Below are 23,616 nucleotides of genomic sequence, written 5' to 3'. Positions count from 1 at the left end.
ATTTACTTTAAACAAGCTAAAAAGGATTCATACTTATTAACCTATTTACAATGAGGTGTTTTTATATGAAGAGAATTGGTGTACTAACTAGTGGTGGAGACGCACCAGGTATGAATGCAGCTATTCGTGCTGTTGTAAGAAAAGGGATATACCATAATCTTGAGGTAATGGGCGTATACAATGGCTACAATGGTTTAATAAACGGGAAAATACAAAAATTAGAATTAGGATCTGTAGGAGATATTATTCATCGTGGAGGTACAATGCTCCATTCCGCACGCTGTGAAGAATTTAAAACGAGTGTTGGACAACAAAAAGGGATAGATCAGCTCATAAAACATGGGATTGAAGGTCTCGTAGTGATAGGTGGAGATGGCTCCTATCAAGGTGCAAAAGCACTAACGTTGCAAGGCTTTCCTTGTGTTGGGGTGCCTGGCACCATTGATAATGATATACCTGGAACGGAATTTACAATTGGGTTTGATACAGCATTGAATACAGTATTAGATGCAATTGATAAAATTCGTGATACAGCTTCTTCTCATGAAAGGACATTTATTATTGAAGTAATGGGAAGAGATGCAGGAGATATTGCTCTTTGGTCAGGTCTTGCTGGCGGAGCAGAAACCATTCTTATTCCCGAAGAAAATTATGATATGAAAGATATAGTTGAGCGACTAAAAAAGGGTAATGAGCGCGGTAAAAAGCATAGTATTATTATTGTCGCTGAAGGGGTGACAAGCGGAAATAAGTTCGCAGATGAACTGAAAGAAGCTTCTAATATTGAAACCCGCGTCTCTGTACTTGGTCATATTCAACGCGGCGGTTCACCAACTGCTTCAGATAGAGTACTAGCAAGTCGTCTTGGAGCAAGAGCCGTTGAACTGTTGATGGATGGAAAAGGCGGAAGGGCAGTAGGCATCGAAAAAAACGAGTTAGTAGATTATGATATTATTGAAGCATTGAACAGAAAGCACGAGCTAAACTTTGATATGTTTAAACTTTCCAAAGAGCTATCTATTTAAATCCCGGAGGTAATAAGATGAAAAAGACGAAAATAGTTTGTACCATAGGACCAGCAAGCGAAAGTGTAGAAAAGCTGGAAAAATTAATGGATGCGGGAATGAATGTTGCGAGATTAAATTTCTCACATGGTGATCATGAAGAACATGGAAAGCGGATTAATAATATCCGGGTAGCATCAGAAAATACGAAAAAGACAGTGGCAATTTTATTAGACACAAAAGGTCCCGAAATTAGGACAAACGATATGGAAAATGGATCAATTGAATTGCAAGAGGGAACACAAACCGTTATTTCAATGTCAGAAGTCCTAGGAACACCAGAAAAGTTTTCAATCACTTATACAGGACTAATCGAAGATGTTCATATTGGTTCGAAAATTTTACTTGATGATGGTTTAATTGAATTGGAAGTAGCAGATATTGATCATGATAAAAAAGAAATAAAAACAAATGTTTTAAATAGCGGAACATTAAAAAATAAAAAAGGTGTAAATGTACCAGGTGTATCTGTAAATTTACCTGGTATTACAGATAAGGATGCAAAAGACATTCTTTTTGGAATTGAACAAGGCATAGACTTTATTGCAGCCTCCTTCGTTCGCCGTGCTTCCGATGTGTTGGAGATTCGAAAATTATTGGAGGAAAATAATGCTGTACATATTGGGATCATCCCTAAAATTGAGAACCAAGAAGGTGTAGATAATATCGATGAGATATTAGATGTTTCAGATGGTTTAATGGTTGCTCGTGGAGATTTAGGGGTAGAAATTCCTACAGAAGCAGTTCCGCTTGTGCAAAAACAATTAATTAAGAAATGTAATGAACTTGGTAAACCAGTCATAACAGCTACACAAATGCTAGATTCTATGCAAAGAAATCCTAGGCCGACAAGAGCTGAAGCAAGTGATGTGGCAAACGCAATTTTTGATGGTACGGATGCGATCATGCTTTCCGGTGAAACAGCAGCAGGCTCATATCCAGTTGAAGCCGTTAAAACAATGTATAAGATTGCGATTCATGCTGAAGAGGCATTAGATCATCGTGAAATATTATCCAATCGCAGCAAAAATAGTGATCACAATATGACGGATGCCATTTGCCAGTCTGTTGCACATACAGCGCTTAATTTGGAACTTAAAGCGATAATAACTCCAACAGAGAGTGGATACACAGCCAAAATGATCTCTAAATATCGTCCGAAGGCACCGATTGTTGCAGTGACTTCTAATGACTATGTTATTCGTAGGCTATCATTAGTTTGGGGAGTATATCCTCAATACGGGAAAAAAGTTACATCAACAGATGAAATGCTAGAATTAGCAGTACAAGAAAGCTTAAATACTAATTTAGTAAAACATGGGGATTTGGTAGTTATTACTGCAGGTGTACCAGTTGGTGAAGCAGGAACGACTAACCTAATGAAGGTGCATATTGTTGGTGATATCTTAGCAAAGGGGCAAGGAATCGGCAGAAAGTCAGGGTACGGGAAAGCTGTAATTGCTAAAAATGCAAAAGAAGCTATAGAAAAAGTCAAAGATGGTTCTGTATTAGTAGCAATCGGTACAGATCGTGAAATGGTACCAATCCTTGAAAAATGCAGTGCCCTTATTGTGGAAGAGGGTGGCCTAACAAGTCATGCAGCTGTTGTTGGAATTAACCTAGGGCTTCCAGTTATTGTCGGAGTTGAAAATGCGACGAAGAAAATAGTAGATGGTCAAGAAATTACTGTGGATGCAAACAGAGGTGTAATTTATAACGGTCATGCAAGTGTATTGTAATTAGAAACCATACAAAAAACCAAGGGCAAAACCCTTGGTTTATTCTTTTAAATCAGTATTTGGTTTGCCCATGATAAAATTCCATATATCGCGAAAGACGTTTGCTTTATTAAGTGTCGTGATAATCACCAATGTAACTGGTCCAAGTATTAACCCTAAAAAACCGACTAATTTAAATCCAATAAATAAAGCGATGAGTGTTGCTAATGGATTTAATCCAATACTTGAGGAGAGGATTTTAGGCTCCATAAATTGTCTTTGGACAATAACAACCGTATACAATACTATAAGACCAACTGCAAGGGATGTATGCCCGGTTATCACCTCATAAATAATCCATGGTATGAACACAACTCCAGTACCTAAATACGGCAATAAATCTACAATTCCGCTTACTAACGCAATGGTAATCGCATAGTCTACTCGTAAAATCAATAGACCAATAAGAACAATTACTAAGGTGATGGAAATTAAGGTTAACTGTGCCCTAATAAATCCAAACAGTGCCTTTTTTAAATCAGCAAACACCGTTTTCCCACTTTTTTGCGCTCTTTCCGGAAGAAATTTCTGCCCGAATTTTGTTAGGTGGTACCAATCTTTACTAATAAAAAACGTTGCCAGCAATGAAAAAATCAGAACGGTTGCTGCATTAGGAATCCAAGAGATAATACTTGGCAATTTTTGAAAGAAATTTTGTAGAAAGTCACCGGCACTTGATGCAATTCTTTGTCCAGCGGATTGAATATTGTGCATAATTGTATCTTGTTGTCCTGCATTAAGGCTTTTAAACAAACTTGTAGCTTGGTCATATAGAGGAATTACCTGGGATGCGATAAAATTTTCGATATAGTTGACTAATGTTTGTACATGGTTTGGCAATACATCGGCTAAGTAATTGGCACCCGCAACAATTTCAGTTATTAATAATGTTATTAATCCTATAAAAAAACTAATTATCAAAATGATGGATATAATAACCGCAAGCGCTCTCGGTAGTTTTACTCTTTTTTCTAGAAGATTGACTAGAGGGTTGATGAAAAGGGCAATGACAATTCCGATAAGAAATGGATAAGCTACCTTTGAAATGAAAACAAATAAGGTAATAGCTCCAACAATAATTCCGATAACAATCAATAATCGTATTGTTCTATATATATATTCAGGATTCAAGCTAGCCCCTCCCTGGCAAGTATTACTATTATTTTACATGGAAGGTATGGTAAAAAAAAGAGATTTATGAAAATGTATGAAAATTGTATACAATTTTTAAAAAATGAAATGATAAAATTAATCAAGGATCTTTTCGTATAATTGTTAAATCCAAAAGTCGGTTTTAATCTGTTCTTTTCGAAATTTGTTTTAAATCCTAACTTAGAATTAGTTTCGGAGCATCTTTTCTTAAAAAGGATATCGATTCTTAAGATGAATGAAGAGGTTTAAAAGATTTTCATTTACGAAAGAATCAAGATTAAGAAAAAAAGCCTTAATCAATCTTATTTTTCTAAAAAAACAATCTTCACCAAGTTGAACCCATTTCCATTCACAAAAGTCAGATAATTGATTATAATAGGGTTGGAAGCGAATATGTCAGTGAGCCTATAATTAGACAAGTTTCGATATTATATTATAATAGGTAATGACCGCTTGCATATATTACATACATTAAGCGATTGCTTGGTGGCCGGATAAGCCCGGAACAAATAAACTTTATTATTTTATTTTATAGCTCAGGTAAATTGGGTAAGAATAATTGTAAAAGGAGAGAAAGTCATGACAACAACTCGTGGACTCGAAGGTGTTGTAGCTACAACATCATCCATCAGCTCCATTATCGATGATACACTTACATATGTCGGATATAATATCGATGATCTTGCTGAAAATGCTAGCTTTGAAGAAGTAATTTATTTGCTATGGCATCTAAAACTTCCAAATAAAGCTCAATTGGAAGAATTAAAACAACAATTAGCTGATAACATGGAGCTTCCGAAAGAAGTACTAGAAAGCTTCAAAACATTTCCTATACAATCCGTACATCCTATGGCAGCATTAAGAACTGCTGTATCTTCTTTAGGATTATATGATGAAGAAGCAGATGTAATGGAAGATGATGCTAACTATCGTAAGGCAATTCGTTTACAAGCCAAAATGCCAGCATTAGTTGCTGCATTCGCTCGTGTTCGAAAAGGATTAGAACCTATATCTCCACGAAAAGACTTAGGTTTCGCTGCAAATTTTCTATACATGTTAACTGGTAAAGAGCCAGATGAAATTGCTGTTGAAGCATTTAATAAAGCATTAGTATTACATGCTGACCATGAATTAAATGCCTCTACCTTTACTGCACGTGTTTGTGTTGCTACACTTTCTGATGTATATTCCGGTGTAACAGCTGCAATTGGTGCGCTAAAAGGACCTCTACACGGTGGAGCAAATGAGCAAGTAATGAAAATGTTAACTGAAATTGGTTCAGTAGACAATGTAGATGCCTATATCCATGAAAAACTTAATAATAAAGAGAAAATCATGGGATTTGGTCATCGTGTATACCGTCAAGGAGATCCACGTGCAAAACACTTAAAAGCTATGTCAGAAAAATTAACAAAGCTTACTGGCGAACCACAATACTATGAAATGTCAACGAAAATTGCAGACATCGTAACTTCTGAAAAAGGTCTTCCGCCAAATGTTGATTTCTATTCTGCGTCTGTATATCACAGCTTAGGAATTGATCATGACTTATTTACTCCAATCTTTGCAGTAAGTCGTGTATCTGGATGGTTAGCGCATATTTTAGAACAATATGCAAATAATCGTCTTATCCGTCCTCGTGCAGAATATACAGGACCAGGAATGCAAACTTACGTAACAATTGAAAATCGTTAATAAAGACTTTTTAGAGATTGTATTTACAATTAGCTAAAAAATTGGTGTAATATACATTGGAGATAATGGGTTAGAAGCATTGACTTCTAACCTTTGATACTGAATTGGAGGGAAAGACATGTCACAAGGTGAAAAAATCACAGTTGAAAATGGTGTATTAAAAACACCTAATAATCCTATTATTCCTTTTATTGAAGGTGACGGAATCGGTCCAGATATTTGGGCAGCATCTCAAAGAGTTCTAGATGCAGCAGTAGAGAAAGCTTATAAAGGCGAACGTAAAATTGAATGGAAAGAAGTTTTAGCTGGGGAAAAAGCATTCAATCAAACTGGTGAATGGTTACCATCTGAAACACTTGATGTAATTAACGAATATTTAATTGCTATTAAAGGACCTTTAACAACACCAGTAGGTGGAGGTATCCGTTCTTTAAACGTAGCATTACGTCAAGAATTAGATCTATTTGTATGCTTGCGTCCAGTACGTTACTTTGAAGGTGTTCCTTCTCCAATCAAACGTCCTGAAGATACTGATATGGTAATCTTCCGTGAAAATACAGAAGATATCTATGCTGGTATTGAGTACCAAGAAGGCACTCCTGAAGTAAAGAAAGTAATTGAATTCCTTCAAAATCAAATGGGAGCTAATAAAATCCGTTTCCCTGAAACTTCTGGTATCGGTATTAAGCCTGTTTCAAAAGAAGGTACATCTCGCCTAGTACGCGCTGCGATTAACTATGCAATTAAAGAAGGCCGTAAATCTGTAACTCTTGTACATAAAGGAAATATCATGAAGTTTACAGAAGGCGCATTCAAAAATTGGGGTTATGAATTAGCTGAAAAAGAATTCGGTGATAAAGTATTTACTTGGGCTCAATACGATAAAATCAAAGACGAGCAAGGTACAGATGCTGCGAACAAAGCGCAAGATGATGCATTAGCAGCAGGAAAAGTCCTTGTAAAAGATTCTATTGCAGATATCTTCTTACAACAAATATTAACTCGTCCTCGTGAATTCGATGTTGTTGCAACAATGAACCTTAACGGTGACTATATTTCTGATGCACTTGCTGCACAAGTTGGTGGTATCGGTATTGCTCCTGGTGCAAACATTAACTACGAAACAGGGCATGCAATCTTTGAAGCAACTCACGGAACAGCACCTAAATATGCTGGACTAGATAAAGTAAACCCATCTTCTGTCATTCTTTCTGGTGTTCTTTTACTTGAACATTTAGGATGGACTGAAGCTGCTAATTTAATTACTAAGTCAATGGAAAATACAATTGCTTCTAAAGTTGTAACTTATGATTTCGCTCGTTTAATGGACGGAGCTACAGAAGTAAAATGCTCTGAGTTCGGAACTGAATTAATCAAAAATATGGAATAAGCATAAAGCTCTATTATGATTTCGGCCTGATTACAGGCGACAAGAAATTGCCGGCTGGTGGGTACTCTCACATGCCGGCAATTTTCATTTCATAGAAGTAAAGGGGACTTTCAAATGACAATGAAAAGAAAGAAAATTTCCGTTATCGGCGGAGGTTTTACTGGAGCTACAACTGCATTCTTATTAGCACAAAAAGAACTTGGTGATGTTGTTCTTGTTGATATACCTCAAGCAGAAAATCCAACAAAAGGAAAAGCTCTTGATATGTTAGAAGCTGGTCCTGTTCAAGGGTTCGATGCAAATATTATCGGTACTTCTAATTATGAAGATACAAAAGACTCAGATGTAGTTGTTATTACTGCTGGTATTGCACGTAAACCGGGGATGAGCCGCGATGATTTAGTGCAAACAAACCAAAAAGTAATGAAAAGTGTTACTCAAGAAATTGTGAAATACTCTCCAAACTGCTTTATCATTGTTTTAACAAATCCTGTCGATGCTATGACATATACAGTATTTAAAGAATCAGGTTTCCCTAAAAACCGAGTAATCGGTCAATCCGGAGTACTTGATACTGCACGTTTCCGTACTTTTGTGGCACAAGAATTGAACCTTTCTGTTAAAGATGTAACCGGTTTTGTTCTAGGGGGCCATGGTGATGATATGGTTCCATTAGTTCGATATTCGTATGCTGGTGGCATCCCATTAGAAACATTAATTCCGAAAGATCGTTTAGATGCTATTGTGGAACGTACACGCAAAGGCGGCGGCGAAATTGTGAACCTTTTAGGAAATGGAAGTGCATATTATGCACCAGCTGCATCCCTTGTAGAAATGGTAGAAGCGCTTGTGAAAGACCAACGCCGTGTATTACCTTCCATCGCATACCTTGAAGGTGAATACGGATATGATGGCATTTATTTTGGAGTACCAACTGTTCTTGGTGCTAACGGAATTGAAAAAGTAATTGAATTAGAATTAACTACTGATGAAAAAGCAGCTTTAGATAAGTCTGCTTTGTCCGTTCGCAATGTAATGAATGTTTTAGCATAATAGTTTACGAAAGTTCTTCTTTTAAGGTCATGCCAATTTACTGGCTTGACCTTTTCTTCATTTTCGTCTATCTATAGCGCTTCCGTCTTTGTTCTTGTTTAGGATCAATAATAATGATATTATAGTGAAATACAGATAATATTGACTTTTCAATATTTTATAATTTGTAACCGTTTACAGCTGATGGAGGCGACATTATTATGTTATTAGGAAAGAAGAGAAAACTAGGAAGAAAAATGGATGAAATTAAAGTTGGAGAGAAACTATCACTAACAGAAAAAATTGAAGATAAAGATATTCTGCTTTTTCTTGGATTAACAGATGATGCAAATCCTTTATACATTCAGCATGATTATGCTTCACAAACCCCGTATGAAAGACCAATTGTACCAGCAATTATGCTTACAGGTATCATTACCTCAGCTATTTCGAAATATATGCCTGGTCCTGGATCTCATATACTATCGCAAAATATTAGGTTTATTAAACCGGTATACCATTATGCAACTGTGCAATTTATGTTTGAAATTACAGAAGTAAATTCAAAACAACATACGATTAATATACAGGTTACTGCGACCAATGAAGAAAATGAAGAGGTTATAGCGGGAGAATTATCCGTTTGTCCACCACATCGCCTTAAGATGTTAAATGGAAGTGCATTAGAAAATTTTTAAACTGAATATGTTTTACTTATAGTCAGCATTTTGCTGACTTATTTTTGTTTTATAAGAGTATTTATCCGCACATGAAATTTTCGCTTTAGCCATGTACATGATAGAATAAAAAGAACAGAACGAGTGCTAATATTTGGGGAGGTTATAGTGTTGACAAAGAAAATAATTCTAATTGATGGCAATAGTATTGCATACCGTGCTTTTTTTGCATTGCCACTTTTAAATAATGATAAGGGAATACATACAAACGCTGTTTATGGCTTTACAACGATGCTGATGAAGATTTTAGAAGAAGAAAGCCCTTCTCATATTCTAGTGGCTTTTGATGCGGGAAAAACAACCTTCAGACATAATACATTTAAAGAATATAAAGGAACTCGTCAAAAAACTCCACCAGAATTGTCAGAACAATTTCCGTATATTCGCGAGTTATTAGACGCTTATGGTATCAATAGATATGAATTAGAAAACTATGAAGCAGATGATATCATTGGTACTTTATCACAAACTGCTGAACAAGAAGGCTTTGAGGTAAAGGTAATTTCCGGTGACAAAGATTTAACTCAATTAAGCTCCGAAAAAACAACTGTATGCATTACCAAAAAAGGAATTACCGAAATAGAAGCCTACACTCCAGAGCATATTAAAGAAAAATATGGCTTAACACCTGTGCAGATCATCGACATGAAGGGACTAATGGGTGATACTTCTGATAATATTCCGGGGGTTCCAGGTGTCGGCGAAAAAACGGCTATAAAATTATTAAAGGAATTTGAAACACTAGAAAAACTACTTGATTCTATTGATCAAGTAAGTGGGAATAAATTAAAAGGAAAACTAGCAGAGAACAAAGACCAAGCAATCATGAGTAAAGAACTTGCGACAATATTCAGAGAGGCACCAGTTACAATTTCTCTTCAAGATACAGAATACAAGATGGATACCAATGAGAAATTGATAGGGTTATTTAAGGAACTAGGTTTTAATTCCTTACTAGATAAAATGAACGTAGAAAATACGAGTAATTCAAATGAGCCGATGGACGAAATTAATTACGATCAAATTAGCAATATTACGGAAGAAATATTTGCTGCAGAAAATTCTATGTACCTAGAAATGATTGATGAAAATTATCATACCGGTGAGATTATTGGATTTGGTTTAAAAAATGAAAAAGGTCAATACTATATTCCAGCACAAGTAGCATTATCTTCTGATGTGTTTAAAAATTGGGCGGAAGATGATACGAAAATAAAAAATGTCTATGATGGAAAACAAGCGATCGTTGCACTAAAGAAGCATGGGATCCATCTAAAAGGCATTCAATTTGATTTATTGATCGCATCATATCTTCTTAATCCATCAGAAAATGCAGATGACTTCACTTCTGTATCTAAATTACATGGGTATACAAATGTCCAAACCGATGAAGTAGTGTATGGAAAAGGTGCTAAACGGAAAATTCCTGAGGAAAAAATAGTAGCTGAACATGTTGTACGGAAAGTATTAGGAATATCAGAATTAGTGAATCCATGCATGAAAGAGCTCGAAAAAAATGAACTGCTATCCCTCTATGAAAATCTGGAATTACCATTATCATTTATTTTAGCTGAAATGGAATCAACCGGTATCACAGTGGATAAAGGCAAATTAGAAGAAATGGGCAAGGAGATTACGAAAAGATTAAATGAAATTGAGAAAAAAATTCATGAATTAGCAGGCGAAGAATTTAATATTAATTCACCAAAACAATTAGGGGTCATTTTATTTGAAAAGCTCGGATTGCCACCGTTGAAAAAAACGAAAACAGGTTATTCCACTTCTGCAGATGTATTAGAAAAGCTTGAGTCTGATCATGAGATTGTAAAAGAAATTCTTCAGTATCGACAACTTGGGAAATTACAATCCACCTATATTGAAGGCTTGTTAAAGGTAATCAATGAACAGGATGGGAAAGTTCACACCCGCTTTAATCAAGTATTGGCACAAACAGGCAGATTAAGCTCCATCGATCCAAACCTGCAAAATATTCCAATCAGATTAGAAGAGGGACGCAAGATTAGACAGGCGTTTGTTCCTTCTGAGGAAGGCTGGTTTATCTTCTCAGCTGATTATTCTCAAGTCGAATTACGTGTATTAGCACATATTGCTGGCGATAATAAGCTAATCGAAGCTTTTAATGAAGACATGGATATCCACACAAAAACGGCCATGGATGTTTTTCATGTTTCTCATGATGAAGTGACCTCTAATATGAGAAGACAAGCAAAAGCAGTTAACTTTGGAATTGTATATGGTATTAGTGATTATGGTCTTTCGCAAAATTTGGGGATTACTCGAAAAGAAGCTGGTCAGTTTATTGATCGTTATTTTAAAAGCTTTCCAGGTGTGAAGGATTATATGGAAGATATTGTGCAAGAGGCTAAGCAAAAAGGATATGTAACAACCTTATTGAATAGAAGGAGATATATCCCTGAAATTACAAGCAGGAATTTTAACATCCGCAGCTTTGCTGAGCGTACGGCAATGAATACACCTATCCAAGGCAGTGCAGCAGACATTATCAAAAAAGCGATGATTGATATGGCTGCCAGGTTACAAGAAGAAAACTTGAAAACACGCTTATTAATACAGGTACACGATGAATTGATTTTTGAAGCGCCAAAAGAAGAGCTTGAGATTTTAGAGAGAATAGTGCCAGAAGTAATGGAAAATGCACTTTCACTTGATGTTCCATTAAAAGTCGATTATTCATATGGTGCGACATGGTTTGATGCAAAATAATAAACAAGGCAGTTTAGGAGGCGAATGAAATTGCCTGAATTACCAGAAGTAGAAACAATCAAAAGAACCTTGACAGAATTGGTGATAGGCAGAACGATAGAAGAGATAATCGTTCATTGGCCAAAAATAATCAAAAAACCAGAGGATAAAGAACAATTTATCGATGCTCTAATAGGCCAAACATTTGAAAAGATTGATCGTAAAGGGAAATTTTTAATCTTTTATACGAATGACTATGCCCTAGTATCCCATTTACGAATGGAAGGCCGTTATGGGTTGTTTCCAAAAACAGAGGAAGTCGATAAACATACACATATTATTTTTCAGTTTGTAGACGGAACAGAACTGCGCTATAAAGATGTACGTAAATTCGGCACGATGCATTTATTTAAAAAAGGCGAGGAACTTTCCTCTCTCCCATTATCGCAGCTCGGACCTGAACCGTTTTCTCGTGAATTTACAAGTGCCTATTTAAAAGAAAGATTAGGGAAAACAGAGCGAAATATTAAAGCGGTTCTTCTAGATCAAACAGTTCTAGCCGGTTTAGGAAATATCTATGTGGATGAGGCGTTATTTCGTTCGAACATTTATCCAGAGCGCAAGGCACTCTCTTTAACAAAGAAAGAAATAAACGTCCTCCATCAAGAAATTATTGCCACCTTAAATGAAGCGGTTGAAAAAGGTGGCAGTACCGTAAGAACCTATGTTAATACACAAGGACAAATCGGAATGTTTCAGCTGCGACATTTTGTTTATGGGAAAAAAGGAGAGCCTTGTCAAAAGTGTGGAACTCCTATCGAAAAACGAGTCACAGCAGGAAGAGGGACTCATTACTGCCCAAACTGTCAAAAAGTAAGGGGAAAATAACCAGTTGTTTATTCTTGTAAATTTGAAAGGACAAGTACAACATGGCAATAATTATTGGATTAACAGGTGGAATTGCAAGCGGAAAAAGTACTATCTCCAATATGTTAAGAGAAAAGGGATATACGATTATTGATGCTGATATTGCGGCAAGGGAGGTCGTTAATATTGGTGAAGATGCTTATTTGGAAATAGTAAAAGAATTTGGGGAAGAAATCCTCATGGATGATTTATCGATTAATCGGGGGAAACTAGGTGCAATCGTATTTCACCAGGAAGAGAAAAGACTACTTCTTAATAGCATTGTCCATCCTGCCGTAAGAAAATATATGAATGAGAAAAAGGATGAAGCAATTTCTATTGGGAAGAAGACAATTATTCTCGATATCCCGCTTTTGTTTGAAAGTAAGTTAACCCATATGGTTCAGAAAACGATACTTGTATATGTTGAAGTAGATATCCAGTTAAATCGATTGATGAACCGTAATCAATTTTCAGAAGAGGAAGCGAGAGCAAGAATATCCGCACAAATGCCGTTGAAAGATAAAATCCCATTATCTGATGCTGTTATCGATAATAATGGTTCTATAATAGATACAGAAAATCAGTTAAATATGTTAATAAATAGCTGGAAATTAACTCCTTAAAACACCGTATTTCTAAATATGGTGTTTTTTTTGTCTTTTTTCTTAAGCATCGCTTTTGTAAACGATAACGGTATAAACATCCTTAATTGGACTATGAATCAGTAGCTTTTTGTAGAAAAGATGCCCGAAACTAAGTTTTTAGCGAAAACAGTATCACATAATCGGATTAATATGTTATACTGTTTGTAAATAGTGCATAACATTTATACAGGGGGACAGCATTTATGAACGCAAAAGTAGCAATTAACGGCTTCGGCCGCATAGGTCGCATGGTATTTAGAAAAGCAATTCTAGAACAAAATATCGAGATAGTAGCCATTAATGCTAGTTATCCAGCTGAAACATTAGCACATTTAATTAAATATGATACAAATCACGGTAAATTTGAAGCAGATGTTTTTGCAGAAGCTGAAGCAATTATTGTAAATGGAAAACGTGTACAACTATTAAATAATCGAAATCCTGCTGAGCTTCCATGGAAGGAGCTTAATATAGATATTGTAATAGAAGCAACTGGTAAGTTTAATTCGCGTGAAAAAGCAGCATTGCACCTTGAGGCTGGTGCTAAGAAAGTGATCTTAACTGCACCTGGCAAAAATGAAGATGTTACGATAGTAATGGGTGTGAATGAAAGCGCATTAAATATTCAGGAGCATGACATTATTTCGAATGCATCTTGTACAACAAATTGTTTAGCACCTGTCGTTAAAGTACTTGATGAAAAATTTGGCATTGAAAATGGCCTAATGACAACTGTCCATGCCTATACAAATGATCAGAAAAATATTGATAATCCACACAAAGACTTACGTCGCGCAAGAGCATGCGGACAATCAATTATCCCAACTACTACCGGTGCTGCAAAGGCACTTGCATTAGTTCTTCCAAAATTAAAAGGAAAGCTGCATGGGATGGCGCTTCGAGTTCCGACTCCGAACGTGTCTTTAGTAGATTTAGTAGTAGATTTACAAAACGAAGTAACAATAGAAGAAGTGAATGCTGCATTTATTTCAGCATCTGCAAACGAATTAAATGGCATTCTTGATTTTACAGAGGAGCCGCTTGTTTCCGTTGACTTTAATACGAACAGTCATTCGGCAATTGTAGATGGATTATCAACGATTGTGATGGACGGAAAAAAGGTGAAAGTATTGGCATGGTATGATAATGAATGGGGTTATTCCTGCAGAGTTGTCGATTTAATGAAATATGTTGCGAATGAACTTACCTCATCTCTAGAGGTAAAAGCTGGATAAATCACGAAAAACCTGCTGAAAATCAGCGGGTTTTTCTATGCTTAATTATTAGAAGGAAAATCCGATTTTTACAGCAGTAAAATCACAATTTTAGAAAATATGATTTTAATAAATTATATTTTTTTCATTCCTATATTGCAAAATTGACGGTAACAAAGTATACTATCAATCGTGAACTTCTTGAAACAGTTAGTTGTATTTCAGAAGCAGAAATTGAATAATTTGTAACTGCTTAAAGGGTTAGGACCTCTTTGGACTAACTTTCCCCCGTGGTAGTTGCATGAAAATTTCATTTGAAATTTTCTTTGATCGCAAAAATATTTCTTAAAAGGGGGAACGATCAATGGAAACAATGGGTCGTCATGTAATTTCTGAATTATGGGGCTGTGATTTTGAAAAACTCAATAATATGGAGTTTGTTGAAAGAACGTTTGTTGATGCAGCATTGAAATCAGGTGCTGAAATTCGTGAGGTAGCATTTCATAAATTTGCACCACAAGGTGTAAGCGGAGTTGTTATTATTTCGGAATCTCATTTAACAATTCATAGCTTTCCTGAACATGGATATGCAAGTATTGATGTATACACTTGCGGTAATTTAGATCCAAATATTGCCGCTAACTATATTGCTGAAAGCCTTGGTGCCGAGACACGTGAAACAATTGAATTGCCTCGTGGAATGGGTCCTGTCCAAGTAAAACAATCTAAAATAACTGCTCTTTAAAAATGAATTAAAAAGTAAAACGAGGTGTATTTTCTCCTCGTTTTTTTGTACTGCTAAAAGAATATTTCTTGTGATTTTGGCTTCTTTTATATATGATGAAAATAACTATGTACATATAAACGGAGCTGATATAATGAAATGTCCGTCATGTCAAAATAATGGAACTCGTGTGATTGATTCTCGCCACGTTGATGAAGGACGTGCAATAAGAAGAAGGCGTGAATGTGAGGAATGTTTATATCGATTTACGACCTTTGAAAAAGTAGAGGAAACCCCACTGATTGTAGTGAAAAAAGAAGGGATTCGCGAGGAATTCACCCGTGAGAAGATTTTAAGAGGGCTCATAAAGGCATGTGAAAAACGGCCGGTTGCGCTAGCTGAAATAGAAAGAATTTCATTAGAAATTGAAAAAACGCTACGTAATCTAGGATATTCTGAGGTTAACTCTGAAAAAATCGGTGAACTCGTGATGGACAGGCTTGTATCTGTAGATGAGGTGGCATATGTTAGATTTGCATCGGTCTATAGACAATTTAAAGATCTAAACGTGTTTTTAGAAGAATTAAAGGAACTAATCAAAAAGGAATAGTAGAAGGCTAGAGATTTTTCGTTCTAGTCTTTTTCATTATTGATTTTTGCAAGGATGTGGCTTTCATGAAACAGTTTTGGAATGAGATACAACCGGTTGATCGATACCAAGTTTTAACAAATGGGATATTGCATGAATATGATCGTAAAGTTATCTCATTACTTTATCAGCCACTTATTGGAGTAAATTGTTTTAGTTTATATAATTCTCTTTGGAATGAAATAGAAGGAAATCGATTATGGTCTGAAGAATGTACGCATTATCATTTGATGAATTTTTTATCATTAAATTTACGCGATATTTATGATGCACGCCTAAAATTAGAGGGCATTGGTTTGTTGAAGACATACGTGAAAAACAGTAATGAAGAGAGAATCTTTGTTTATGAACTGCAGCCTCCACTTACTCCTGAACAATTTTTTACTGATGGAATTCTAAATGTATTTTTATATAAACAATTAGGAAAGCAGCATTTTTTGAAATTAAAGAAGTTTTTTATTGATAAAGCCTTTAAAAAAGACGAATATCAAGAAATTACACGTTCCTTTCAGGATGTTTTTTTATCTGGCAATGGGGATTATTTAATAAATAGTCATGAGGCGCACGAGGAAAGTAATATTCATGAAGACCTACAATTTCATTCAAAAATGAGTCCAGAAAATATAAGAATTGAGGAAGTAAACTTCGATTTTGAGTTATTTTTATCTGGTCTAAAGGGTTTAATTTTACCGCAGAAAGTTATTTCTACAAGTGTGAAAGAAGCAATTATGAAGCTTTCATTCTTATATCACATTAATGCTATTGATATGCAGAATATTTTCTTAAGTGCCTTAAATGCAGAACAAAGCATTGATATCGATGAACTTAGGAAGGCGGCTCGTGATTGGTATCAACTTGAACATGCAAATGACTTGCCGAAACTTGTTGATCGACTGCAACCATTAAAAGACCGTACAATGATTGAAGTTGGAGATACACGTGAAGATAAGCTTGTTCATTATCTTGAAACGACTTCTCCAAGGCAGCTGTTAATTGATATTTCTGATGGCGGAGAACCGTCAAAAGGCGATCTGCAAGCGATTGAAGATATTATGTTTCAGCAAAAACTCTCACCTGGAGTCATTAATGTCTTAATACAATATGTATTATTAAAAACGGATATGAAGCTAACAAAGAATTATATGGAGAAAATTGCATCTCATTGGACTCGTAAAAAGGTAAAAACAGTTAAAGAGGCAATGGAATTAGCAAAAAGTGAACATCGTCAATATCAACAATGGGCAGAAAATAAAAATACACAAAAAAGTTCTAGCAGGAAAACAATCCGAACTGAAAAGCTACCTGAGTGGTTCATGGAAAAGGATGACAAGCAAAATAATGAACAAGGTGAAGCGACTGCGGAAGAATCTTTGGAAGAAAAGCGGAAAAGACTTGAATCCATCCAACAAAAATATAAAAAATAGGAGGTGAATACGTTGGAGAATATTAATGATACGTTAAAAAAGCTATCAAAAAACAGTAGTTTTCAAAAAACGTATAATGAAATGAAGCAAGAAATATTAAATCATCCTCATATTCGAGAATTTTTATTGCAAAATCCAGGAGAGGTTACTACCTCCATGGTCGAAAAGAGTTTGATGAAATTATATGAGTACATTTCGCAAACAAAGGATTGCGGGAAATGTTCCAGTTTAGACCGCTGTGTTAATATGATGCAAGGGTATGAACCGGAGCTAGTTTTACGAAAAAATGATATTGATGTTCATTATCGCCCATGTCGCAAAAAAATTGCATACGATGAACGAAAGAAAAATGAAAAATTAATTCAAAGTTTATATGTTCCGAAAGATATTTTGCATGCGTCCTTTGGTGAATTTTCATTGAAATCTGTTGGAAGACTAAATGCTTACGAATTTGCTGAACGATTTGTCAGAGAATATGAAACCGAAAAAAAGCAAAAAGGCTTATTTCTTCATGGTAGCTTTGGTGTTGGAAAGTCATACCTTTTAGGAGCGATTGCCAATCATTTAGCCGAACATAAGCAAGTATCTTCGTTACTTGTTTATGTTCCCGAATTTTTCCGAGAAATGAAACAATCATTAGCGGATCATACGTTAAATGAAAAACTTGAAATGGTCAAGAATGCGCCGGTGCTAATGCTGGACGATATTGGTGCTGAGGCCATGACAAGCTGGACTCGTGATGAAATTCTAGGATCTATTCTCCAGTTTAGAATGCAAGAAAACTTGCCAACTTTTTTCACATCGAATTTCGATTATGGCGGCTTAGAGCATCACCTCACATATTCACAACGAGGAGAAGAAGAACGGATGAAAGCTGCTAGGATTATGGAAAGAGTGAAATATCTCTCCACTCCAATTTTAGTAGAAGGACCAAATATGAGAAGTTAAGAGCCAAAGTAGTGACTTGGCTCTTTTTTCATATAAAAAATAAAATTTTGGTCAACCCTTTTGAACAAGCTTTAGATGTGCCGAATAACTGCGAAAAGAAGTAAATCGACCAACAATTACATCCCTTGCCTGAAAGCAGTCATGATTGTTTTTTATCCACGACTTCTAAAATAACCAAGCCCCCCATATATATATAACATGGAATTTTCCATAGCAAGGGGGGCTAATGTTGGATTTTATTTTTAAACATTTAGATGATGCCGTGTGGCTGCATGAATATTTTATAAAAAGAGACAAAGAAATATGGTTCCACGAAACAATCTTTCAAAATCAAAAACAATATTTTTTAACAATAGATCTTTCCGCCATTTCGCTAGAAAATGTTCAATCTGGATTCATCCAATTTATTATGCAAAAGAAGCGAAATGATTGGGTAAAAGATATCTTATCAGAGTATTTCTTCTATAAAGAGGAAGACGAACAAAATAATATTTTGGAGATTGTTATTGAGATGTTTAATGGCGATAGACCCGAATTAACTTCTATCATCGGTGGAATAAATGAAACAAAAATGATTCGTCAAGCAGTCTCTGCTTTATTAGAACAATACGATACCGTTTCATTTGATTCCCTTACGAAATTTAGATTGAAGGATTATTACGAACAAATCATTGTATACGTAGAATTAGCTATCGATGAATATAAAATGGAGCAAGAATATCAGGTATTTATCCAGATGTTAAGAGAATATATACAAAACCGTGAATCTAAATTAGATGTGGTAAGAATTTATTTCGAAGAATATGGCATTTTCTATAATGAACAATTTCAAGAAATGACAAAAAGCAATCTTACTCAATTGTTAGATCGGAGACTATTAACCAATCACCCCATCTATATAGATTCTGTAACTATCGCACCATTATTATCAATTGCTCCCAATAAAATATACCTTTATGCGGATTCATTCGATAATGGGTTAATTCGTACACTTCAAAAAATTTTTGAAGAAAGAATTATTCTCGGAACTAAGGATCAATTTTGGGAGGAAAGATCAATTTATCTTGGAAAAGCTGCAAATAAATAAGGCTGTTTTCGTATAGATTGATACAAAAGCAGCATGATTTAAGAAAAGAGCCATTGGTAAAGGAAAAAAATTCGCATACTCTTGATTTTCTGAAAAGAAACTTCTATAATAACGTACATACGAATTGAAACATACGAAAAGTAATGATGAGGACAAGGGTATTCTTTTACGGTTTTCAGAGAGGAAAGTAATGGTGAAAGCTTTCTAACACGATACGAATACTTACCACCTCTAAACTTCAACTATGAATATTAGTAATAGTTGACGGCTAAATTCCGTTAAAAATTTCCTAAGTCATTTCTATTTATTTAGTGATGAAAAATAGGGTGGAACCACGTGTAAATAATACTCGTCCCTTTCCATAGGGACGGGTTTTTTTATTTTTAATAAATTAAAGGAGTGGACATATATGTCTGACATTAAAATTACGTTTCCAGATGGCGCTGTTAAGGAATTTGCCAGTGGAACAACAACAGAAGATATTGCAGCATCCATTAGTCCTGGCTTGAAGAAAAAAGCATTTGCAGGAAAATTGAACGACAAATTGATTGATTTGCGCACACCAATCCATGAAGATGGCGTGATTGGAATTATTACTCCTGATCAACCGGAAGCACTAGAAATTCTTCGCCACAGTACAGCACATTTAATGGCTCAGGCGATTAAACGCTTGTTTGATAATGTAAAACTAGGCGTTGGTCCCGTAATTGAAGGCGGGTTCTATTATGATATGGATATCGATGTTTCGATTACACCAGAAGACCTTCCTAAAATCGAAAAAGAAATGAAAAAAATTGTAAATGAAAATATTGAAATTATCCGGAAAGAAGTATCCCGCGAAGAAGCGAAGCAACTATTTGCCGGAGATGAATATAAACAAGAATTAATCGATGCCATTCCTGAGGGAGAAAACGTTACAGTATATGAACAAGGAGATTTCATTGATCTTTGCCGTGGTGTCCACGTGCCATCTACTGGAAAGATTAAAGAATTCAAACTCTTAAGTATTGCAGGTGCATATTGGCGAGGTAATAGTGACAATAAAATGCTTCAACGTATTTATGGAACAGCCTTCTTCAAAAAAGAAGACTTAGAAGAACATCTTCGCTTATTAGAAGAAGCAAAAGAGCGGGATCATCGTAAAATCGGGAAAGAATTAAATTTATTTATGACATCACAAAAAGTAGGACAAGGCTTGCCATTATGGCTTCCTAAAGGCGCAACTATTCGCCGTGTGGTTGAACGATATATTGTGGATAAAGAAGAAAGCCTAGGATACGATCACGTTTATACACCCATCATGGGTAGTGTGGATCTATATAAAACAAGCGGGCATTGGGATCATTACCAAGAGGATATGTTCCCTGTCATGGATATGGATAATGAACAACTAGTACTACGTCCAATGAACTGTCCACATCATATGATGGTCTTTAAAAATGGCATTCATAGCTATCGTGAACTGCCAATCCGAATTGCTGAACTTGGAACGATGCATCGTTACGAAATGTCAGGTGCCTTATCAGGACTGCAAAGGGTGCGGGGGATGACTTTAAATGATGCTCATATTTTTGTTCGTCCGGATCAAATTCGCGATGAATTTAAACGAGTAGTAGAATTAGTCATTGAAGTTTATAAAGACTTTAATATAACGGATTATTCTTTCAGACTTTCTTATCGTGATCCAGAGGATAAGGAAAAGTATTTTGATGATGATGAGATGTGGAATAAGGCACAAAGCATGTTAAAGGACGCGATGGACGATCTTGGCTTAGACTATTTTGAAGCAGAAGGAGAAGCTGCCTTCTATGGTCCAAAACTAGATGTACAAGTTCGTACTGCATTAGGTAAAGATGAAACTTTATCTACTGTACAGCTTGATTTCTTGCTTCCTGAACGATTTGACTTAAACTATATTGGTGAAGACGGAAAACCACATCGTCCAGTTGTTATTCACCGTGGTGTAGTATCCACAATGGAACGCTTTGTTGCGTACTTGATTGAGGAATATAAAGGGGCATTCCCTACATGGTTAGCACCAGTTCAAGCAACTATTATCCCTGTTTCTCCAGATGCCCATTTAGACTATGCTAAGCAGGTTGAAGCAAAGCTTCGTGCAGCAGGATTTAGGGTTGAGTTAGATGTCCGTGACGAGAAAATGGGCTATAAGATTCGTGAGGCTCAAATGCAAAAAATTCCATATATGCTTGTAGTAGGCGATAATGAAGTTAGCGAAAATGCGGTAAATGTAAGAAAATATGGAGAACAAAAATCCGAAACGGTACCGTTTGAACAATTTCTTGCAAGCTTAAAAGCAGAAGTGCAAAAATAATAGAAAATCTATTGCGCATTGAAAGAATCTTTGATAATATTAATGATGTTGTTTGAAAAAGTAAAAAGTAGAAAGCCATTGACATCAAATAATATTATATGATATATTATCTAAGGTAAATTGAATATTCGTTTGAGGAAAAGAAGAAGCTCCCGCTTCTCGCCTGATTGACGCATGTGTTGCAGTTGGCAGGTTTCGAAATTCATCACATTCAAAACTATTCATGCGTGAATGTAAGTGCGGGAACTTTCTCCCGCACTTTTTTATTGTTTTTTAGAAACCTGACGATACAAAACGCTTCAGGATGGTGAAAAGCAACGTTTCTTTAACCCAAACCATTTATTCTAGCTTGCCTTGGCTTCCAGGAAGCATAAGACGAGCTATAGTTACTCTTTGTAATCATAAGATTTTCTGATTGCTCGAAAAATACCTTGGAGGTGGCTAACTATTAGTAAAGATATGATGGTTAACGATGGCATTCGTGCACGTGAAGTGCGATTAATCGGTCAAAACGGTGAACAGCTTGGTGTTAAATCTCGTAATGAAGCAATTGAAATTGCTTCAAAGGTGAACCTTGATCTTGTTCTGGTTGCAGCAAATGCGAAACCACCAGTAGCTCGAATTATGGACTATGGTAAGTATCGTTTTGAACAGCAAAAGAAAGATAAAGAAGCACGTAAAAATCAAAAAGTCATCAGTATTAAAGAGGTTCGTTTGAGCCCTACCATTGAAGAACATGATTTTAATACAAAGCTTCGCAATGCCCTTAAGTTTCTTGAAAAGGGAGATAAAGTAAAAGCAAGCATTCGTTTCAAAGGCCGCGCTATTACACATAAAGAAATTGGTCAACGAGTACTTGATCGTTTCGCACAAGCTTGTGCAGAGGTAAGTACAGTGGAATCAAAGCCTAAAATGGACGGACGCAGTATGTTTTTAGTTCTTGCACCAAAAACTGAAAAGTAATGTAATGAGGAGGAATACCCCATGCCAAAAATGAAAACTCACCGCGGCACAGCTAAGCGTTTCAAGAGAACTGGTTCTGGCAAGTTAAAACGTTCTCATGCTTACACAAGCCACTTATTTGCAAATAAATCTACAAAACAAAAACGTAAGCTTCGTAAAGCAGCAATTGTTTCTAAAGGTGATTTCAAACGCATTCGCCATATGCTTGACAATCTTAAGTAATTGAACGATTTGATATAGGAGGGAAATATTATGCCACGTGTAAAAGGCGGAACAGTTACCCGCAGACGTCGTAAAAAAGTTCTTAAATTAGCAAAAGGTTATTTTGGTTCAAAACATACATTATTTAAAGTTGCAAATCAACAAGTAATGAAATCTTATATGTATGCTTATCGTGACCGTCGTCAGAAAAAACGCGACTTCCGTAAGCTATGGATTACTCGTATCAATGCAGCTGCACGTATTAACGGTCTTTCTTACAGCCGCTTAATGCATGGTCTTAAGCTTGCTGGTATCGAAGTAAACCGTAAAATGCTTTCTGATCTTGCTATTCATGATGAAAAAGCATTTGCAGAACTTGCTAACCAAGCTAAAACACAATTTTCTAAATAAGAAAAGCGAAAGCGCCTTGCCCATCGGCGTACGGATTTCGTAGTCTTCGACTGAGATAAAGGAAACACAGTGAGGTAGTTCACGAGCTATTGAAATTTGAACTACCAATTTCACCTGATGTTGACTTATCGTAGGGAGGAGACGGAGAAATCCGCTAGCCGATAGGCGCTGTAGCTAGACCTAAAAAGCCATTCTCTAGTTCCAGAGAATGGCTTTTTACATAATAGGAGGGAGAAGAGTGTTAAGTAAGATTGCTATTGCTTATTTTATCATTATCAATTTAGCGGGGATTATTATCATGGGGGTGGATAAAAGTTATGCAAAAAAACATAAATGGAGAATCCCGGAAAAAACGCTATGGACAATTGCAATTATTGGTGGGGCATGTGGAACGACGATTGGGATGAATCTATTTCACCATAAAACAAAGCATCGTAATTTTAAATGGGGATTTCCGATTTTAGCACTGCTGGATCTAGTCCTTTTCTATCTCATTTTACATATTTGAGTAATAACAATTATGTTTGTTCAATATGTT

The 23,616-nt window shown here is 35.8% G+C and carries 21 protein-coding genes and 2 other annotated features; of the genes, 20 read left to right on the top strand and 1 reads right to left on the bottom strand.

All coding sequences use genetic code 11. From position 1 onward, the window contains the following. Window positions 1–65 precede the first annotated feature (65 nt). Complete coding sequence (gene pfkA, locus AC3WJF_RS06255; RefSeq protein WP_492450384.1) at window positions 66–1,025, top strand: 6-phosphofructokinase; 960 nt, start codon at window positions 66–68, stop codon at window positions 1,023–1,025. Between the two features lie 17 nt (window positions 1,026–1,042). Beyond that, window positions 1,043–2,803: a pyruvate kinase gene (gene pyk, locus AC3WJF_RS06250; RefSeq protein WP_492450382.1), complete on the top strand. Its 1,761-nt coding sequence runs from the start codon at window positions 1,043–1,045 to the stop codon at window positions 2,801–2,803. Between the two features lie 39 nt (window positions 2,804–2,842). On the opposite strand, the gene ytvI is transcribed toward pyk, so the two are convergent. Then, window positions 2,843–3,973, bottom strand: a complete 1,131-nt coding sequence (gene ytvI, locus AC3WJF_RS06245; protein ID WP_492450380.1) for a sporulation integral membrane protein YtvI — start codon at window positions 3,971–3,973, stop codon at window positions 2,843–2,845. Between the two features lie 600 nt (window positions 3,974–4,573). On the opposite strand from ytvI, the gene citZ reads away from it, so the two are divergent. The 18 genes from citZ (at window position 4,574) to AC3WJF_RS06155 (ending at window position 23,586) form a co-directional block, all read left to right on the top strand. Next, window positions 4,574–5,689, top strand: a complete 1,116-nt coding sequence (gene citZ, locus AC3WJF_RS06240) for a citrate synthase (RefSeq protein WP_492450378.1) — start codon at window positions 4,574–4,576, stop codon at window positions 5,687–5,689. 118 nt (window positions 5,690–5,807) lie between these two features. Further along, window positions 5,808–7,079: an NADP-dependent isocitrate dehydrogenase gene (gene icd, locus AC3WJF_RS06235; RefSeq protein WP_492450376.1), complete on the top strand. Its 1,272-nt coding sequence runs from the start codon at window positions 5,808–5,810 to the stop codon at window positions 7,077–7,079. A gap of 114 nt (window positions 7,080–7,193) precedes the next feature. Next, window positions 7,194–8,132, top strand: coding sequence for a malate dehydrogenase (mdh, locus tag AC3WJF_RS06230; protein ID WP_492450374.1), 939 nt, complete (start codon window positions 7,194–7,196; stop codon window positions 8,130–8,132). Window positions 8,133–8,332: 200 nt separating this feature from the next. Further along, complete coding sequence (locus AC3WJF_RS06225) at window positions 8,333–8,809, top strand: MaoC/PaaZ C-terminal domain-containing protein (protein ID WP_492450372.1); 477 nt, start codon at window positions 8,333–8,335, stop codon at window positions 8,807–8,809. 150 nt (window positions 8,810–8,959) lie between these two features. After that, on the top strand, window positions 8,960–11,593 hold the full coding sequence (gene polA, locus AC3WJF_RS06220; protein WP_492450370.1) for a DNA polymerase I: 2,634 nt from the start codon (window positions 8,960–8,962) through the stop codon (window positions 11,591–11,593). 30 nt (window positions 11,594–11,623) lie between these two features. After that, entirely contained in the window at window positions 11,624–12,460 is an 837-nt protein-coding gene (gene mutM, locus AC3WJF_RS06215) for a DNA-formamidopyrimidine glycosylase (protein WP_492450368.1), read from the top strand. A gap of 41 nt (window positions 12,461–12,501) precedes the next feature. Further along, window positions 12,502–13,104, top strand: a complete 603-nt coding sequence (gene coaE / locus AC3WJF_RS06210; protein WP_492450366.1) for a dephospho-CoA kinase — start codon at window positions 12,502–12,504, stop codon at window positions 13,102–13,104. Window positions 13,105–13,328: 224 nt separating this feature from the next. After that, window positions 13,329–14,360, top strand: a complete 1,032-nt coding sequence (locus AC3WJF_RS06205; protein ID WP_492450364.1) for a glyceraldehyde-3-phosphate dehydrogenase — start codon at window positions 13,329–13,331, stop codon at window positions 14,358–14,360. A 343-nt stretch (window positions 14,361–14,703) separates the two neighbouring features. Further along, window positions 14,704–15,084, top strand: a complete 381-nt coding sequence (gene speD, locus AC3WJF_RS06200) for an adenosylmethionine decarboxylase (protein WP_492450362.1) — start codon at window positions 14,704–14,706, stop codon at window positions 15,082–15,084. 133 nt (window positions 15,085–15,217) lie between these two features. Beyond that, window positions 15,218–15,673: a transcriptional regulator NrdR gene (nrdR, locus tag AC3WJF_RS06195; protein WP_492450360.1), complete on the top strand. Its 456-nt coding sequence runs from the start codon at window positions 15,218–15,220 to the stop codon at window positions 15,671–15,673. A gap of 65 nt (window positions 15,674–15,738) precedes the next feature. Continuing rightward, window positions 15,739–17,136: a replication initiation and membrane attachment family protein gene (locus tag AC3WJF_RS06190; protein WP_492450358.1), complete on the top strand. Its 1,398-nt coding sequence runs from the start codon at window positions 15,739–15,741 to the stop codon at window positions 17,134–17,136. 12 nt (window positions 17,137–17,148) lie between these two features. Continuing rightward, the gene (gene dnaI, locus AC3WJF_RS06185) at window positions 17,149–18,084 is read left to right on the top strand and encodes a primosomal protein DnaI (protein ID WP_492450357.1); all 936 of its coding nucleotides are present in this window, start codon (window positions 17,149–17,151) and stop codon (window positions 18,082–18,084) included. A gap of 226 nt (window positions 18,085–18,310) precedes the next feature. Then, window positions 18,311–19,171, top strand: coding sequence for a putative sporulation protein YtxC (locus AC3WJF_RS06180; RefSeq protein WP_492450355.1), 861 nt, complete (start codon window positions 18,311–18,313; stop codon window positions 19,169–19,171). Window positions 19,172–19,305: 134 nt separating this feature from the next. Next, window positions 19,306–19,531 (top strand) — a binding site (T-box leader). Window positions 19,532–19,580: 49 nt separating this feature from the next. Continuing rightward, window positions 19,581–21,503 carry a threonine--tRNA ligase gene (gene thrS / locus AC3WJF_RS06175; protein ID WP_492450353.1) on the top strand — a complete coding sequence of 641 codons (1,923 nt, stop codon included), beginning with the start codon at window positions 19,581–19,583 and terminating at the stop codon, window positions 21,501–21,503. A 134-nt stretch (window positions 21,504–21,637) separates the two neighbouring features. Next, window positions 21,638–21,774: a sequence feature (ribosomal protein L20 leader region), on the top strand. A gap of 188 nt (window positions 21,775–21,962) precedes the next feature. Beyond that, window positions 21,963–22,466, top strand: a complete 504-nt coding sequence (gene infC, locus AC3WJF_RS06170; RefSeq protein ID WP_492450351.1) for a translation initiation factor IF-3 — start codon at window positions 21,963–21,965, stop codon at window positions 22,464–22,466. Window positions 22,467–22,487: 21 nt separating this feature from the next. Continuing rightward, window positions 22,488–22,688: a 50S ribosomal protein L35 gene (rpmI, locus tag AC3WJF_RS06165; RefSeq protein WP_492450349.1), complete on the top strand. Its 201-nt coding sequence runs from the start codon at window positions 22,488–22,490 to the stop codon at window positions 22,686–22,688. 30 nt (window positions 22,689–22,718) lie between these two features. Continuing rightward, window positions 22,719–23,078 carry a 50S ribosomal protein L20 gene (gene rplT / locus AC3WJF_RS06160; RefSeq protein WP_492450347.1) on the top strand — a complete coding sequence of 120 codons (360 nt, stop codon included), beginning with the start codon at window positions 22,719–22,721 and terminating at the stop codon, window positions 23,076–23,078. Between the two features lie 238 nt (window positions 23,079–23,316). Continuing rightward, the gene (locus AC3WJF_RS06155) at window positions 23,317–23,586 is read left to right on the top strand and encodes a DUF1294 domain-containing protein (protein ID WP_492450345.1); all 270 of its coding nucleotides are present in this window, start codon (window positions 23,317–23,319) and stop codon (window positions 23,584–23,586) included. Window positions 23,587–23,616 lie beyond the last annotated feature (30 nt).

The organism is Heyndrickxia sp. FW510-T9 (assembly GCF_058781025.1).
This window is presented reverse-complemented; position numbering and strand designations above follow the sequence as displayed.